Here is a 16,813-nt window from a genome sequence, read left to right as displayed (position 1 = left end):
ATTATCTTCGTGCCATTATACATCTATGAATTCCAGAGAAAAAGAATTTGCGCAGCTCATCAAAGATAATCAGGGCCTGATTATTAAAGTATCGCGCTTATATACCAATTCGCTGGAAGATGAAGAGGATCTTTTCCAGGAAATTGTATTGCAACTCTGGAGAAGTTATGACTCTTTCAAAGGAAACTCCAAGATTTCAACATGGATGTACCGTGTAGCGCTTAATACAGCCATTACCCTCTTTAGAAAAAAAAGCAAAAGCCTTCCTACCAATGAACTGGATATCAACCACAGAGATTTTGTGGAAGATGATGATGAAAAACAACAACAGATTTCGCTTTTGTACACTGTCATCAAGACTCTTCCTAATATAGAAAGAGCCATTGTCATGATGTATCTTGACGATCTGCCTTACAAGGATATTGCAGAAAACCTCGGAATCACTGAAGTCAATGCACGTGTGAAAATGAACAGATTAAAGAAAACCCTTAAAGAACAGATGGAAAAATATGCCTGAATTTGATTTAGATAGCTTTAAGAAGACTTGGCAGGAACAACCTGTAGAGCCAAAATATGACAACAGTGAGATTCTTCGGATGTTGAACAGAAAATCACGCAATTATGTAAAGTATATTTTCTGGATCAGTGTTGTAGAGTTTATGTTTTTTTCAGTTTTGGGGTTATTTTACTTCTTTCAGGAGGAAGAATCGGATAGCTTCCGTAATGTGCTTGAAAGGTTGGGAGCCCAGGAAGCCACAGAAGTAGAAAACAACTTCGGACATTTTTATCTTGCTATTAAAATTCTAAGCTTACTGATTACGGCGTATTTTGTACTGAAATTTTATCAGAACTACCGAAAAATCAAAATTGAAGAAAATCTTAAAGGGCTTATTACCCGGATTATTAAATTCAAGAAGACCGTCAATGCATTTATTCTTATCAGCATTGTATTGCTGCTTATGTTTACATTTGTATTAATTGCCTTTATCTTTTATACTTTAAACACTCAAAATATACAGCCTACCAACTCTAATCTCACCATCATTATTGTTGGAATTACAGTCAGTACGCTTCTTGCTGTATCTATGATCTGGTTTTACTACAAACTGGTATATGGAAGTATCATCAAAAAACTGGATAAAAACCTGAAACAGCTAAAGGAGATCGATTCACAGGAAAATTAGCATTCATAGGCTATAGTTCAAGATATTATTGTTAATTTTATTTCACCAAATCTTTTTACTATGCCTTTATCATATGTTTATGGAGCATCTGAAATTCCATTATTAGGACAGACTATTGGAGGAAATCTTAAAAGTACTGTAGAAAAATTCCCCAACCAAGAAGCACTTATCAGTGTTCATCAGGATTACAGAGCAACTTATCAGGAGTTTTATAATCAAACAACTGCCATTGCTAAGGCCCTGATATTTTTAGGAGCCAAAGCAGGAGACAGAATAGGAATATGGTCTTCCAACCGTTATGAATGGGTTCTTTTACAGTATGCTACTGCCAGAATCGGTACCATTTTAGTGAATATCAATCCGGCTTACAGAACCCATGAGCTTACGTATGTACTCAATCAGTCTGAAATCCGTTTTATTTTTTCTTCTTTAAGCTTTAAGACCAGCAATTATAAAGAAATGGTGGAATACGCCAAGGAGGTTTGTCCTACTTTGGAGCACGAAATTTTCTTTGATGATACCTGGGAAGCATTTGTGAATAACGGACAGGAGATTTCTGATGAGGTTCTTCATAGTTTCGAGGAACATGTACAGTTCGATGATCCTGTCAATATTCAATATACATCAGGAACCACAGGATTTCCAAAAGGAGTTACCCTCTCCCATCACAACATCTTAAACAACGGATATTTTATCGGCATCCGCTTAAAGTATACAGAAAAAGACCGGGTATGCATTCCTGTTCCCTTTTATCACTGCTTCGGAATGGTTATCGGAAATATCTGTTGTACAACCCATGGAGCCTGCATGGTCATACCAAATGATAGTTTTGATCCGGACATTACATTAAAAGCTGTTTCGGATGAGAAATGTACATCATTATATGGAGTCCCTACTATGTTTATTGCTGAACTTGCGGTAAAAGATTTTGACACGTATGATTTTTCAAGCTTAAGAACCGGTGTAATGGCTGGGTCAGTATGTCCTCCGGAAATAATGAAGAAAGTGGAAAGCCTTATGAATATTAAAGAAATGAGCATCTGCTACGGAATGACTGAAACATCTCCGGTATCTACTCAAACTTTAATTGGCACTCCATTGGAGAAACAGGTCAGTACAGTAGGAACCGTTCAGGATCACCTTGAGATCAAGATTATTGATGAAAACGGAAGAATCCTGAAACGTGGTGAACATGGAGAACTTTGTACAAGAGGCTACTCTGTTATGCTGAAATACTGGAATGATCCGGAAAATACAAAAAAAGTGCTGGATGACTCCCGATGGATGCACACCGGAGATATGGCAGTAATGGATAAAGACGGTTATATTACCATTTCCGGAAGAATTAAAGACCTTATCATCCGTGGTGGAGAAAATATTTCACCTAAAGAAATTGAGGACTTTTTATATACCTATACCCATATTCTGGATGTTCAGATCATTGGCATTCCGAGTGAAAAATTCGGCGAAGAAGTAATGGCATGGGTAAAAGTAAGACAAGGATTTACAATCACTGAAGAAGAACTTTTAGAATATTGTAAAGGAAAAATTGCCCATTATAAAGTTCCGAAATACTGGAAATTCGTGGATGAATTTCCAATGACCATTTCAGGAAAGATCAGAAAAGTGGAAATGCGGGAGATTTCTATGAAAGAAATGGGACTGGAAAATGTAAAAAATCTATAACTAAAAACACCGGTTAAACATTAGCAGTGTAAAAAAATCATATTTCCACTGAAAAAATAAGATAAAAAAGACAAAAAATTCACCTAATTCAAGGTGAATTTTATTTTTTTAATAAAAAATGAAATTGCAATTTATATATATCATTAAAATTAGAATTATTATGAATATATACAGGCTAATCACCCCTTCAATAAATAACAACAAACAGATTTCACCCGTTTACAAATTCAATATTATTTTTTGATATATTATAAAAATAACACACATATTATGATCAAATAATACATATACAATAAAAAAAACACCACCATTTTATTCCTACGATGGTGATTAATACAAATTAATTCCTATATTGGCTCAAGAAAAAATTAATAATTAAAATCTAATAACTACGATGAGGATTGTAATGGCCATCTGTGCCTTATTACTTACTATGCCTGTTTTTTCACAAAAAATTTCAGGTACTGTCACGAATGAAGATAGAGAAGCTGTTTCATATAGTTCAATAAGTATAGGGAAAGAAAAAGTAAGTACGATTACCGATATCAATGGTAACTATTCTTTGGAGATTCCTAATAACACGAATAAAAATGATTATGTCATTATTGAAGCTAACGGATATGAAAGTAAAAAGCTTACAGTAAATGAAATCATCAAGAATGCTGATATCAAATTAGGCAAAAAGGTGAATGCCATTCAGGAAATTAATCTGACAGGACAAAAAACTAAAAGAGAAATAATAGGGGCAAAAAAAAGACCTATGTTTACCTTCTCTAAAATGTTTGATCAAAACGTTCCTACCATTGAACAAGGTCAAATATTCAATATTTACAACTGGACTAAGCTTAACAGCTATAGCTTTCATATTATTCCCAGTTCAAGATTTAAAGAAATTACTTTAAAGCTAAATATATATAGCGTTAAGGATGGATTGCCTTATGAATCTCTTCTTAATGAAAATATAATATTCAAAACCACCACAACAGGCTGGCAAACAATTGATCTTCAAGAATATAAACTCATCTATACTCATCTGGATAAACTGGCTATTACCTTACAACTCGTAGAAAGTATTCCTCAGGAGGATACAGCTTTCATATTTGGAATATCAGCCAAGAAGACATTGTCAAATGATCTGTTATATCATTATCAGAGTCAGGGAGATTGGGAGACCAGCATGGGAAGTTTTATCTCCAATATAGATGTTAATTACAATAAAGATAAACGCAAGTAATTCGTTGGATAAAACAAGAATAAATTTTGTTTTGAAGATTTTTAACACCTCCAATTATTCTCCAAAACAAGGTATTACAAATAGCATTAACAATCAATAAGGTATTACAATTAATACATATAAAGCGGAAACCGAAAAGCTAACGAGTAGGTAAATTTTAAATTTTTTAACCATGAGCAAAAAGCTTACAAAAAAGTTAACTCTTAAAAAAGAGAAGTTATCACAATTGAACTCTGACGAAATGAAGTCTGTAAAGGCAGGAAAATTAGCATTCACATCTATTGCTGACTGTACACACTGGACATGTACAGCTGGAAGTACTAGATCTTCTAATGCATGTATCTGCGGATCATTCTAAATCAGAACATTTTACAAAAGAAAGCTACTCCCCAGGGAGTAGCTGCTTTTAAAAGCTTATCATGGCAAAAAAATTAAAAATAGGTCTTTTAGAGTTTGGAATCAGAGAAAATTCACTCAACAATTCTAAAAAGTCATTATACGACATCATCGATTATGCTACAAGAGCAGACGAAATTGGTTTCTCAAGATTCTGGGTTACTGAAAATTATTTTTCAAAAGCACATGATATGGCCTGGTCTACTCCTGAAATGCTACTTCCCATCTTATTAGGATTAACAGATAAAATAAAAATAGGAATTGCAGGAATTATTCTGCCTCTGCAAAGTCCATTCAGAGTAGCTCATAATTACAAACTGTTGTCCAGCTTATACCCAAAAAGAATAGATCTTGGATTTGTAAAAGGTTTGGTTGGTGAATATGATTTTCAATACTTTAATGCAGGTGTTGATAAGGATACCTACTATTCATCTTTCCTTCCAAAACTGGAATCTACCTTAAGTTTCTTAAGGGAAGAAAGTGAATTTCTTAAAAAAGATTTAATTATTCCGCCTTATAAAGGTAATATTCCTGATGTATGGTATATGGGCTCTTCACATTCCGGATTGAATGTGTCTTTACAGCATGATCTTAACTTTGCAAGATCTATATTTCATGTAGGATCCAACAAAGACTATTTAAAAGAAGAGTTACAAAACTTTAAAGCAGAATACAAAGCAAAACATGGAAAAGAACCTTCAATGGTATTGACCTTTTCTGGCTGCTGTCATAAAACAAAACAAAAAGCAATAAAAGTTGCCAAAAGCAGTACCAATAATGATTTAAATAGTATAAATCTTATCGGAGACGGAAACTTTTTTCATGAAAAACTTCTGGAGTTCAAAGAACTTTATGGATACAATGAATTTATCTTTAATAATATCTCCAGAACACACAAAGATTCTTTAACCGCTATCGAAATATTAAGCCAATATGTATAAAGATAAAATTGATTTTTTTCTAAACGAAATTTCAAAAAAATGCAATGAGGACAAAGCTGAAAACATTACCTTCAGCCTGGGCAGTAGTTATTATTCATTATTTTACCATGAGGATGTAGAGATTGAAAGAGTTGAAAATCTCATCGACCTGGCTTCTGAAGCTCCTCATTATTCATTTGCCAGTGGCAGTCTGGCGGTAACCTATTTTATGAGGCTTTTACATACTGCCAACATTATTACTGATGAAGATATTGATGCAATAGAAGAAGATTCTATCGAATTTTTCTTAGAATTACTAGCTACCTGTGTAGACAAAAAAGAATATGATTTATTCACAGGTCTTATTGGATTAGGTCTTTATTTCATTGAAATTCAAAGATTTGACACAGTAGCAAAAATAGTGTCATATGTTGACCATTTAAGACATGAACAAAACAATTCATTTTTTTGGATTGATCATATAGTAAAAGAGGATAATATCTGCGATCTTGGCCTGGCACATGGTTTGCCATCCATCATTTCTTTTTTAGCAGAATGTTATCATAAAAACTGTGAGAAAGAAACCTGTGAGAAATTAATCAGAGGAACTGTTAATTTTCTTATAAACCTCTATGAAGAAAATAAAAATGCAACCCATATATTTCCTTCCAAGATAAATGTGGTTACCGGTGAAAAACAACTAGCAAACAGGCTGGCATGGTGCTATGGCGATTTAGGTGTAGCACTCAGTATATGGAAGGCTTATATCGTTTTGCAAGATGAAAATCTTAAAGACGTCTGCCTTTATATGGTTTTAAATTCTGCAAAAATCAGGTTGGATAAATCAGGCGTATTTTCTAGTACAACACATGATTGTATCGACACAGGAATCTGTCATGGTACATCGGGAATATCACATATTTTCAATAAATTTTTCAAAATTTTTCAACGAGAGGAACTCAAAGAAGCTCACGATTACTGGATGTCTATTACATTACAACAACTGGAAAAAGGAATAAAGTTCCCCTATGATCCTAAAAATGATGTATGGGTGGAACATACCGGGCTTCTGGAAGGTATTTCCGGAGTAGGAATGGTATTATTGGATTATCAATATCCTGACAAAGCTAAGGATTGGGATAAAATTTATTTAATGAACATAGGATGAAATACAACGATATAGAAAGATTAAACTTTTATGTACTGAGAACTCCTTCGTTTCCACAAACAAATATTGAAGAGTGGGAAAAAGATATCAATACAGAGAGTTTCCGAAAAGCCATTTATCTATCTTCACCAGACTTATATGACCAGCTTATTCTTTGGGATGAAAAAAAACTTCCAAAGGAGAAAGTTGATAAAATGAAAAAATCATTACTTAAGTATTGGCTAAGAATACATTTCAGAACGATTCCATTTGGAACCAATGCCGGAGTAAGCATGGGACAATGGGGTGATCATACTCAAGTAACATTGGATAAAAAACAGGATAAAGTGCATGCCAGATTAGACATGCAGGTTATTCATGATATTGTTGAACGATTAGAGCAAAAAATATTTATAAGACAATTCTGTAAATTCTATACCAACAATACGATATACAGCACTAAAAACAAATATCGCTATATTGAGCCTTCATCAAAGGTTGCAATGCTGAATTATGAAGTTATTTCTACAGAAAAAAATAAATACCTAAACTCAATTATAAAAGCCTGTCAAAGTGGACTAAAACTTTCATCCATCATAGAGATATTGGTTAATCAGGATATTTCTTATGAAGACAGCTTTGACTACATCAATGAACTTATCGATTCAAAAATTCTTGTCAGTGAACTTTCTCCAAAAGTGACTGACAAACATTTTCAGGATTCCATCTATCAGTTTTTAAAAGAAATAAAGATCCCTGCTTCAAAAAATAATAATGATGATGTACAGCTTATAACTAAGCTCATTTCCATATTTGAAATTGTACAGGAAGTAAATAAAACCCACGAAATAGGTAATGCTATTGATAAGATTTATCAAATCTTAAATACTATAGGAATTATAAGCAACAAGAAAAACATTCTTCAAACTGATTTATTAAAAGGCAATACTTCTAATTCACTTCATAAAAATATCTTTAAAGATTTTAAAAAGGTAATTTTCTTAGCTTTTCAAATTGGAACAGAAGACACTATTGAGGACCTGGAAAATTTCAAAAAAGCATTTACAGCAAGATACGATCAGCAGGAAATTCCTTTATTATTAGCACTTGACCCCTTATCAGGTATCAATTATCCATTACATTCGGATCACGACACTCCTGATTTGATTGAGGGAATTCAGTTTAAATCTGAAAACACTTCCAATGTAGTTCGAGGATCTCTAAAATGGAATGAATTTTTAGGTAAAAAATTAATTGATGCTGTCCAAAACAATCATCATTCAATACAGCTTACACAGGATGATTTGGCACCATTTTTACATGAAAATAAAAATGTTCCGTTTTCAATGTCTTCGCTCGTACAAATTTATGAGGATCAGGAAAAACAACCTATCATTTTCAATAAATTCACAGATGGACCGTCATCATCAACGTTTATCGGACGTTTTTGTCATCTGGACGACCAGTTGGAAGAATCTGTAAAAGCAGCTTTATTGCAGGAAGAAAATTTCTTTGAAAATCAAATCATTGCCGAAATTGCTCATACTCCACAACCAAGAGTTGGAAATATTCTTCTTAGACCTTGTTTAAGAAAATACGAAATCCCAATTCTTACTCCTCATAGCACTGGTAGTGAACCAATTTATCTGAATGATCTGATGATTTCTATCAAAAATGATAGAATTATCCTTCGTTCTAAAAAATACAATAAAGAAGTTATTCCAAGTCTTTCGTCTGCTCACAATTATAATTTACATAAAGTACCTCTTTATCATTTTCTTTGTGATCTCCAGTATCAAAATGTTAGTCCTTCTTACTCCTGGAATTGGGGCATGTTTACCAATTATGACTATCTTCCAAGGGTCATGGTCAATAATGTTATTTTATCAAGAACATCATGGCAACTGTCTTATGACAAAATTTTTAATGGAAAACAAGCATCTATAAATATTTTCAGAGATTATTTAAAGGAAAGGAAAATTCCTGAGATCTTTACATTTGCAGAAAGAGATATGGAGCTTCCTGTATTTATGAATGAGGATGTGTCTCTGGAAATATTACTTGATCATCTTAACAAGGAAAAAAACATACGTGTTTTTGAAAGCCTATCTCATCAGTATGAAAGCATTGTAAAAGATATTGATGGAAATAAACACAGTAATGAATTTCTCATTCCATGGAATAATATAAGCAGTAAAAAAAATAAAATACTGCCACTTCCTACTGTTAAAAATATGGTAATTAGAAATTTCGTTCCAGGAAGCGAATGGCTTTTCTATAAGATCTATTGCAGCCCAAAGGCTACCGATCAGATTATCAAAAATGTCATTTGTAAATTTGCCAATAACCTTATTAAAAAAGGGATTATCAAAAAATGGTTTTTCATGCGATATAGCGATCCGGATCACCATATCAGACTTCGTTTTTTAACTTCATCTGAGAATCATAACATTTCAAATCAGGTTTATCAGCTGCTTGATAAATATTTGACTCAGGAAATGATCATCCATAAAATCGTTATGGATACCTACAACAGAGAGATCGAACGATATGGAGAATCTACTATTGATCACATGGAAAGTATTTTCCATTTTGACAGTGAATGTGTTTGCAGTTTATTAAAAGAAGCAGAATTAACAGAAACAGTTACCTGGAAATTCGCCATTGTAGGAGTTGATAGAATCCTGGATGATTTTGGCTATAACCCAACTGAAAAGAGAGATATCATGAACCAGCTAGCCCATGGATACAGCAATATGGTGGATGAAGATTCTAAAACAGCCCTAAAAGATAAATATAGAAACAACAGAAGCGATCTACTCAATCTTTTGACGGAAAATAATGACTTTAATAAAATAGTAAACATCAGGACAAAAAAAACTGCCAGCTATATTGTTGACATTAGAAAGCTACAGTCTGAACAAATGGTTAAATCGTTAGTAATAAGCTACATTCATATGTTTATCAACAGAATGTTTGCCTCAAAACCTAATCTCTATGAGTCTATTTTGTATTATTTTTTACACAAAAGTTATGATTCATTATTAAATATGAAAAAACTGACATAGAATGACTAGAATTGCTTTAATAAACTGTTATTTCGGGAAAAGATGGCCCTCCTATTTCGACCATTTCTTGTTCAGTTGCCAATACAATTCGGATGTAGACTTTTTAATATTTACCAATCTGGAAGCCCCTTTTCATATAGCCAATGTTCATTTTATAAAAATCAAAGATCTAAGTGAATTCAGTAAAATTGCCAGTGAAAAACTGAACCTTTCCATCAATATTTTAGATGGCTATAAATTATGTGATTTTAAACCTACTTATGGTCTTATTTTTCAGGAGTATTTGAAAAATTATGACTTTTGGGGATATTGTGATATTGATATTGTTTTTGGTAATATCCGATATTTTATTACCGAGAAAATGCTGAAAAAATATGATGTGATATCGCCTCTTAAAAATTATCCTGCGGGATTCTTTACTTTATTCAGAAACAATGAGCAATGCATTAATCTTTTTAAACAGAGTAAAGATTACGCTCATATTTTAGAAAATAGACGACATTTTTGTTTTGATGAATGTAACTTTGAATTTATCCTTATTCATACCAAAGACATTACAGATATTGCTACTGAAATTGAAAGCTTTACTCTTGTTTTAAGAAGGCTTGAACTTCAAAAGGAAATTAAGTATTACCATAAAGATATAGTACAGGAATTCACCTATTCAGAAGTAGTTCATCATTGGATAGAAGGAAATATTATTAATAGTATAACTGAAAAGCAATACCTATTGATTCATCTTATCAATGTTAAAGACAATCCGTATTTCTTTATTGATCAGATTAAATTTAAAGGCAATTTTTCAATTTCTCCACAGGGCATTCATTATTCATTCAATAAGTTTACTTATTCTTTAAAGAAAATAAAAGAAAAAATAAAGGAAAACAAGAGACAGATCTACTACAGTTTTTTATTGTTCAAATCGAAGCTTGTTTCTTACCCACAGAAGCAACACATTAATTTTCTTGAAGAACAATCATATAAAATTGGAAAATCCCATATTACATTTTATCCGCAAGATCAGAACAAACTTATCATTATCAATGTACTAGAAAAAACTCTTCATTACAATCAATTTTCTCTTTATAAGCTTAAAGATAATCAGTGGATAGGAAAAAGTAAAAAGGTAATTAGTACGATTGATTTTCATTTTAAAAATGAAGAAAGTATTCCTTATAAAATAAGTATAAATAATACCAGAAACCGTATCAGCGAAAATGCATACTATATCTATTAAAAACTATCCGCATTTATGATTGAAAAAAATAACCACTTAATCTCTTTTAATTTTTTGCTGAAAAAGTTTATACAACAAAATATAAAAATCAGGAAAATAAAAGACTACCATATTCCAGTAGAAGATTACAACTTTTTCAGTTTTTATAATATATTAAAAGATGATTTTGACATCGAAGCTATGGTAGTAAAACTGGAGCATGAAGAGCTGGAGGAACTGCCCTTTCCTGCTATCGCATTCCTAAAAATCAATGGTGGCAGTTTTGCTCTGGTTAATGATTATAAAGACGGAAAAGTGTATTGGGAAAATAAAGAATTTGGAAAACAGATCAATACATTCAGCCTCTTCAAAAGAATAAGTGATACTGTATTTCTTATTTCTTAATAGGTATACTTATCAAATCGTATAAAACAAAAGGTGAACAAATAATGTTCACCTTTTTATATTGTTGGATATATTACAAGTTATTATAATTCTTTTCTTAACCTTGCAACCGGAATATTGAGCTGTTCACGATATTTTGCAATCGTTCTTCTGGCAATATTATATCCCTGTTCTTTTAAAATGACAACCAAAGCATCATCTGTCAATGGTTTTCTCTTATTCTCTTTGCTGATTACTTCCTGAAGGTGGGTTTTAATCTCCTTAGTGGAAACCTCTTCCCCATCATCATTCGTTAAGCTGTCTGAGAACAGATCCTTAAGATAAACAATACCATTGGGAGTATCTGCATATTTACTTTTTACTACCCTTGAAATTGTAGAGATATCAAATCCGGTAATATCTGCCACATCTTTTAAAATCATCGGTTTCAAAGATTTTTCATCACCTGTGATAAAATAATCTTTCTGGAACTTCACAATAGCTGTAATCGTCTGTAATAAAGTATTCTGACGCTGATTAATCGCATCAATATACCATTTGGCAGCATCCAGTTTCTGTTTAATAAACAAAGCTGCCTGTTTATGCTCAGAAGAATTTTTATCGTGTGAGTAGGTAGTAAGAATATCTTTGTATTCTTCAGAAACCCTTAATGTAGGTGCATTTTTACTGTTAAGCATAGGAATGACCAGCCCATCTTTCACCTGAATGACAAAATCCGGGATAATTTCCTGATTGATGGTAATGGTTTGGGTATCAAAATTTCCTCCAACCTTCGGGGAGAGTTTTGAGATTTCGTCCAAAGCATCTTTCAGATCTTCTTCTTCAATATCATATTTCTGGATAATTTTGTTATAATGCTTATTGGTTAAGGCATCAAACTGATATCTCAGAATATTGGCAGCTAAAGAAACAGCTTTATCTGAACTTACTTTCTTCTCGATCTGTAATAATAGACATTCCTGAAGGCCTCTTGCTCCTACTCCTGAAGGATCTAATTTCTGAACATAATTTTCCAGGATATCATCTACCTTTTCTTTTGTGGTATAGATTCCCTGTGAGAAAGCAAGATCATCCACAATAGATTTGATCTCTCTTCTCAGATATCCGTCTGTATCCAGGTTACCGATCAGGTATTCCGCAATTTTAAGGTCTTCTTCACTGATATTGACAAGGTGAATCTGTTCAGTCAGATAATCATATAATGACTGTCCTTCAGTCAGAAGGCTTTCATTGTCAAATTCTTCATCATCCGGAGAGTAGTTACTGGATGCAGTTTTATAGCTTGGTTCGTCGTCGTAAAGATATTCGTTAACGTCGAAATCTGTTTCAATGCTTTCTGTACCCTCATCCTGATAAGCATCTTCCAGGGAAGAATACTCATCTTCCTTAGAATCCTCCTTTACAATTTCCAAAGCAGGGTTTTCTTCTAACTCTCTCTCCAACTCCTCTTCAAATTCAAGAGTATGAAGCTGAATAAGCTTCATCAACTGGATCTGCTGAGGGGCCAGCTTCTGTCCTAATTTGAGTTGTAAGTGTTGTTTAAGCATATTAATATTGGCGTTTTAACATAACATATTCTACGAATTTAATAAATTTATTTGACAAAAAATACATTTAGCATGATTTTTGCTTTATACTTTTTACATATATAAACTATTGAAAAATAAAAAAGCCTTAAACAATTGTTAAGGCTTTTTTTTATAATTCTAGAATTCAGCGCTTTTCGGGGTTCTAGGGAAAGGAATTACATCTCTGATGTTTGTCATTCCTGTTACAAAAAGAACTAGTCTTTCTAATCCTAAACCGAAACCTGCATGCGGTACAGAACCGAATTTTCTAGTGTCTAAATACCACCAAAGTTCGTGCTCATCTACATGCATATCTGCCATTTTCTGTTTTAAAACGTCTAATCTTGCTTCTCTTTCAGATCCACCGATGATTTCACCGATACCCGGGAAAAGAACATCCATTGCAGCAACCGTTTTATTGTCTTCATTCAGCTTCATATAGAAAGCTTTGATTTCTTTCGGATAATCAAACAATACAACCGGGCATTCAAAATGTTTTTCAACCAAAAATCTTTCATGCTCAGACTGAAGATCTGTCCCCCAGCTTTCAACAGGATAAGCAAATTTTCCTTTTTTGTTCTCCTTTGAGTTCATTAAAATCTCGATAGCCTCTGTATAGCTCACACGCTTAAAACGTTTAGCAATTACATTTTCAAGTTTCTCGATAAGTCCTTCTTTTGCTCTTTCTTTTTCCGGTTTTGTCTTTTGTTCTTCAGCAAAACGGTTGTCTAAGAACTCCAGATCATCTTTACAGTGATCCAATACATACTGGATTACATATTTTAAGAAATCTTCTGCAAGATCAATGTTATCTTCAAGGTTGTTGAAAGCAACTTCCGGTTCAATCATCCAGAATTCTGCAAGGTGTCTTGTTGTGTTTGAATTCTCTGCACGGAAAGTAGGTCCGAAAGTATAGATTCTTCCTAATCCCATAGCTGCAGTTTCTCCTTCAAGCTGTCCGGAAACCGTAAGGTTGGTTTTCTTACCAAAGAAATCCTGTGCAAAATCAATTTCCCCCTCTTCAGTTCTTGGCATATTGTTCAGATCAAAATTCGTTACTCCGAACATCTCTCCTGCACCTTCTGCATCAGCTCCAGTAATTACCGGTGTATTGATATAGAAGAACTGGTTTTGGTTGAAGAATGAGTGAACTGCAAAACTTACTGCATGACGTACTCTGAAAACAGCCCCAAATAAGTTTGTTCTGAATCTCAAATGTGCCTGCTCACGAAGCTTCTCCAGGCTATGTTTTTTAGGCTGAAGGATCGTACTCTGAAGTTCTTCTGTGAAGTTATCTCCTAAAACAATAATCTTTTTAGCAACAATTTCTACAGATTGTCCTGCTCCCTGACTTTCCACTACTTCACCAACTACTTTAAGAGAAGAAGCTGTGCTAATATTTTTGATGATCTCTTCATCAAAATTTTCGAAATCAACAACTATCTGCAAATTATTAATCGTAGAACCATCATTAAGAGCTATAAAGCGATTTGCACGGAATGATCTTACCCATCCGTAAACTGTAATGTCATGATGTAATACTTTCTTGTAATCCTTCAGGATTTCTTTGATCGTTTGCTTTTTCATTTGTTGATAATAAATTTTCGTATAAAAATTAATGGTTGCAAAGTTACAAAAAAATGGCGCAACTTAATGATTGCACCATTCTTAAATATCATTTATCAACTATGAATTACTAAGTAACAACTAATACTTAATAGACCTACTTTTCATTTGCTGCTTCTGGCCAGGCAAACCCTGCTCCACCATGTCTATATCGTTCAGTTTCTTGTAAGTAAAAAGTATTTACTCCTTGAATTCCAATTCCAGAATAATATATAAATTGATCCACGTGCTCCTGATATTCACCAAATTCACGATATTCATTCTGTAAAGCAAGTAATTCTTCCAAATCTTTATTGTGAATACGAAGAGCTTCTGCACTGGCTTCTTGCAATGAAAGTTGATTTTCCTGCTGCAGGACAAAGATTAAATTAAAAATCTCAGTTCCTTTTGCCAGTTCTTTTGGTAAAGAGTGAATATCATTTTGCCATGCAATAATTCTAACCAGCAAGGTAATCATTCTCTTTACTACAGGATGCTCTAGAATGTGTGGAGGTAAGATAAGGCCGGATTCTATCTCCCCGAATGTTAAATAAGGAAACATTAAAACCGAATACTCACGAAGAACCTGGAAAAGAGCAAGTGAAGGAGGTCGATTAGCTGTTTTGTAAGGGTGTTCAAGCTCTATACCATATCTGATAGTAATATAGAAGGATTCAATGAAGCGTTCCACCCAGACTTCAGGCATGAAAGCCTTAAACTCATCTCTAATTAATGCCATATGCTGATACAGTGCATTTTCTTCAGAAGTTGGCTGATCTCCTCTAAGTATTGCTGTACATCGAGTCCGCAAGTACTCAACTTCTTCCGGAAGTGAGTCTTCAACCTGGTCATCAAGCACAACGTACTGGAGCATAAACCTGTTACAGGGAACAGCTTGTTCATAGGTTAAATGTGGCCACATACAAGCTGTACAGGCATGCAGCCTCATTTTCTTATACCTTATTTTTTGCAATTCGGTTAAAAATGTATAATCATTATCAATCCAAGCATCCATATCTTTTCCCATTTGTTCTACATGAGGATTCATAAGGTTGGGCCATGGATAATAATTGAGAGGAAGATAGTCTTTTGATTTATAATCTAATGGATTCATTATTGTACTATTTTGGTTAGCATTTTATTATTTTTCTCACACACATATTTTAAGCAAATTAATGACCTGCCTTTTTTACTGTTTCTACAGAAGGAAACCCTTCCAAAGTATTGTATCTTTCCATTCTGGCGGAAATATTTTTCCAGCCGCTTAATGTCATGCTGATATAGTGTATCCTGTTCACAACAGCATCATGCCATTCACCAAAATCAGGAAGAGACCTTTGCAAATGAATAAATTCCTTCAAGTCTTCGTCATGAATGCGTAAATCTTCCAGGCAAGCTTCTTCCAATGAGATATTGCGGTTATGCTGAATTGTTTTTACTACATTATAATAAATACTTCCCGTTGCTTCATCTTTCCTTACCGACTGTACTTCATTATAATAAACCATCATTCGGCTAGCTAAAGCTTTCAGCCGCTGTATTACAGGATGATTATAAATATCTGCAGGAAGCGGTAATTTTGTTTCCAGATCCATAAGCTCCAGAAAAGGGAAAAGACAAAGTGAATCTTCTCGGATCGCAATACATTCCTCAACAGTGGGAAATGCTTTTTTCTCTTTATAGGCAAGTTCTTGCTCCAGGCCTTTAAAATATTTATCAAGAGCAGAGATAAAGCGTTGTAATGATTCATCAGGTATAAACTGAAGCAATTCCTCACGTAATGAAGCAAGCAATGGGGCTAAAGGAATGTCTGCTTTTTCTGCAATCAGTTCACCCTTCAATACTGCAATCGATTGTCTGTGTACATGTTTTATTTCCAGAGGAGTTCCTTCTTCATACATATCATCATTATAAAGTGTCCAAAGCATAAATCGACAAACAGGCCGAAGTCGTTCCAGGCTTGCAGTAGGAAACCATTGTGAGGCAATATGTGCTGTTTTTGTTTTTTTGTACTTATATCTGGTATCAGGATCATCCTTATATAAATAAAGGTATTCATCATCTATCCATTGGTTGTCGGTAATATCCTGCAATTGCTCAGCATAGGGATTCTTGAGCATGGGAAACGGATACTGAAATCTTGAAAGCATCTGTGTGTTCATGGTAATAAATTTTTAATGTTTTGGGTTCTTTTATTTTTATTGAGTTTTTTATTTTTCAATAGGCATATATATTAATTCAAATAATAGTGAAAAGATATACTATTTCCTGTAATACATGCAATATTTTAACACACAATATGTTATAGATTAAAAAAACTATTTAAAAACACAGTAAAATAGCATATTTTAAACAACAACACAGACTTAAAATTTGAGGAATTA

Annotated in this window: 14 protein-coding genes; 10 read left to right on the top strand and 4 right to left on the bottom strand. The window is 33.4% G+C overall.

Annotated elements, in window-relative coordinates; genetic code table 11:
• The first annotated feature begins 25 nt into the window (after positions 1-25).
• The 10 genes from DRF65_RS07575 to DRF65_RS07530 all read left to right on the top strand — a co-directional run bounded on the left by DRF65_RS07575 (position 26) and on the right by DRF65_RS07530 (position 11,256).
• Positions 26-517 carry an RNA polymerase sigma factor gene (locus DRF65_RS07575; protein WP_115970156.1) on the top strand — a complete coding sequence of 164 codons (492 nt, stop codon included), beginning with the start codon at positions 26-28 and terminating at the stop codon, positions 515-517.
• Positions 510-1,184: an MFS transporter gene (locus tag DRF65_RS07570; RefSeq protein ID WP_115970155.1), complete on the top strand. Its 675-nt coding sequence runs from the start codon at positions 510-512 to the stop codon at positions 1,182-1,184. The genes DRF65_RS07575 and DRF65_RS07570 overlap by 8 nt, the downstream gene beginning before the upstream one ends.
• Positions 1,185-1,244: 60 nt before the next feature.
• Positions 1,245-2,870 (top strand): AMP-binding protein, encoded by a 1,626-nt coding sequence (locus DRF65_RS07565; protein ID WP_115970154.1) that lies wholly within the window; start codon positions 1,245-1,247, stop codon positions 2,868-2,870.
• Between the two features lie 394 nt (positions 2,871-3,264).
• Positions 3,265-4,104, top strand: coding sequence for a carboxypeptidase-like regulatory domain-containing protein (locus DRF65_RS07560; RefSeq protein ID WP_115970153.1), 840 nt, complete (start codon positions 3,265-3,267; stop codon positions 4,102-4,104).
• 172 nt (positions 4,105-4,276) lie between these two features.
• Positions 4,277-4,462: a class I lanthipeptide gene (locus DRF65_RS07555; RefSeq protein ID WP_115970152.1), complete on the top strand. Its 186-nt coding sequence runs from the start codon at positions 4,277-4,279 to the stop codon at positions 4,460-4,462.
• 61 nt (positions 4,463-4,523) lie between these two features.
• Entirely contained in the window at positions 4,524-5,441 is a 918-nt protein-coding gene (locus DRF65_RS07550) for an LLM class flavin-dependent oxidoreductase (protein ID WP_115970151.1), read from the top strand.
• A complete protein-coding gene (locus DRF65_RS07545; RefSeq protein ID WP_115970150.1) occupies positions 5,434-6,588 on the top strand; it encodes a lanthionine synthetase LanC family protein in 1,155 nt (384 codons plus the stop codon). The genes DRF65_RS07550 and DRF65_RS07545 overlap by 8 nt, the downstream gene beginning before the upstream one ends.
• Positions 6,585-9,635, top strand: a complete 3,051-nt coding sequence (locus DRF65_RS07540; RefSeq protein ID WP_115970149.1) for a lantibiotic dehydratase — start codon at positions 6,585-6,587, stop codon at positions 9,633-9,635. Before DRF65_RS07545 ends, DRF65_RS07540 begins: the two co-directional genes overlap by 4 nt.
• Position 9,636: 1 nt before the next feature.
• Entirely contained in the window at positions 9,637-10,872 is a 1,236-nt protein-coding gene (locus tag DRF65_RS07535; RefSeq protein WP_115970148.1) for a DUF6625 family protein, read from the top strand.
• Positions 10,873-10,887: 15 nt separating this feature from the next.
• The gene (locus DRF65_RS07530; protein ID WP_115970147.1) at positions 10,888-11,256 is read left to right on the top strand and encodes a cysteine peptidase family C39 domain-containing protein; all 369 of its coding nucleotides are present in this window, start codon (positions 10,888-10,890) and stop codon (positions 11,254-11,256) included.
• Positions 11,257-11,339: 83 nt separating this feature from the next.
• Here the strand turns inward: DRF65_RS07530 and rpoN are convergent, their stop codons facing one another.
• The 4 genes from rpoN to DRF65_RS07510 form a co-directional block, all read right to left on the bottom strand.
• On the bottom strand, positions 11,340-12,803 hold the full coding sequence (gene rpoN, locus DRF65_RS07525; RefSeq protein WP_115970146.1) for an RNA polymerase factor sigma-54: 1,464 nt from the start codon (positions 12,801-12,803) through the stop codon (positions 11,340-11,342).
• A gap of 159 nt (positions 12,804-12,962) precedes the next feature.
• Positions 12,963-14,411: an asparagine--tRNA ligase gene (gene asnS / locus DRF65_RS07520; protein ID WP_115970145.1), complete on the bottom strand. Its 1,449-nt coding sequence runs from the start codon at positions 14,409-14,411 to the stop codon at positions 12,963-12,965.
• Positions 14,412-14,547: 136 nt separating this feature from the next.
• Complete coding sequence (locus tag DRF65_RS07515) at positions 14,548-15,543, bottom strand: terpene synthase family protein (RefSeq protein WP_115970144.1); 996 nt, start codon at positions 15,541-15,543, stop codon at positions 14,548-14,550.
• 58 nt (positions 15,544-15,601) lie between these two features.
• A complete protein-coding gene (locus DRF65_RS07510; protein ID WP_115970143.1) occupies positions 15,602-16,591 on the bottom strand; it encodes a terpene synthase family protein in 990 nt (329 codons plus the stop codon).
• Between the last annotated feature and the right edge of the window lie 222 nt (positions 16,592-16,813).

Source organism: Chryseobacterium pennae, from assembly GCF_003385515.1.
Taxonomy (GTDB): Bacteria; Bacteroidota; Bacteroidia; order Flavobacteriales; family Weeksellaceae; genus Chryseobacterium; species Chryseobacterium pennae.
Note: the sequence above shows the minus strand (reverse complement) of the source record. Positions and strands in the feature narration are given on the sequence as shown.

Coding starts and splice junctions, on each gene's coding strand:
- asnS (WP_115970145.1), bottom strand. CDS start 14,411: ATGAAAAAGCAAACGATCAAAGAAATCCTGAAGGATTACAAGAAAGTA.
- rpoN (WP_115970146.1), bottom strand. CDS start 12,803: ATGCTTAAACAACACTTACAACTCAAATTAGGACAGAAGCTGGCCCCT.
- DRF65_RS07530 (WP_115970147.1), top strand. CDS start 10,888: ATGATTGAAAAAAATAACCACTTAATCTCTTTTAATTTTTTGCTGAAA.
- DRF65_RS07535 (WP_115970148.1), top strand. CDS start 9,637: ATGACTAGAATTGCTTTAATAAACTGTTATTTCGGGAAAAGATGGCCC.
- DRF65_RS07575 (WP_115970156.1), top strand. CDS start 26: ATGAATTCCAGAGAAAAAGAATTTGCGCAGCTCATCAAAGATAATCAG.
- DRF65_RS07565 (WP_115970154.1), top strand. CDS start 1,245: ATGCCTTTATCATATGTTTATGGAGCATCTGAAATTCCATTATTAGGA.
- DRF65_RS07570 (WP_115970155.1), top strand. CDS start 510: ATGCCTGAATTTGATTTAGATAGCTTTAAGAAGACTTGGCAGGAACAA.
- DRF65_RS07540 (WP_115970149.1), top strand. CDS start 6,585: ATGAAATACAACGATATAGAAAGATTAAACTTTTATGTACTGAGAACT.
- DRF65_RS07545 (WP_115970150.1), top strand. CDS start 5,434: ATGTATAAAGATAAAATTGATTTTTTTCTAAACGAAATTTCAAAAAAA.
- DRF65_RS07510 (WP_115970143.1), bottom strand. CDS start 16,591: ATGAACACACAGATGCTTTCAAGATTTCAGTATCCGTTTCCCATGCTC.
- DRF65_RS07555 (WP_115970152.1), top strand. CDS start 4,277: ATGAGCAAAAAGCTTACAAAAAAGTTAACTCTTAAAAAAGAGAAGTTA.
- DRF65_RS07515 (WP_115970144.1), bottom strand. CDS start 15,543: ATGAATCCATTAGATTATAAATCAAAAGACTATCTTCCTCTCAATTAT.
- DRF65_RS07560 (WP_115970153.1), top strand. CDS start 3,265: ATGAGGATTGTAATGGCCATCTGTGCCTTATTACTTACTATGCCTGTT.
- DRF65_RS07550 (WP_115970151.1), top strand. CDS start 4,524: ATGGCAAAAAAATTAAAAATAGGTCTTTTAGAGTTTGGAATCAGAGAA.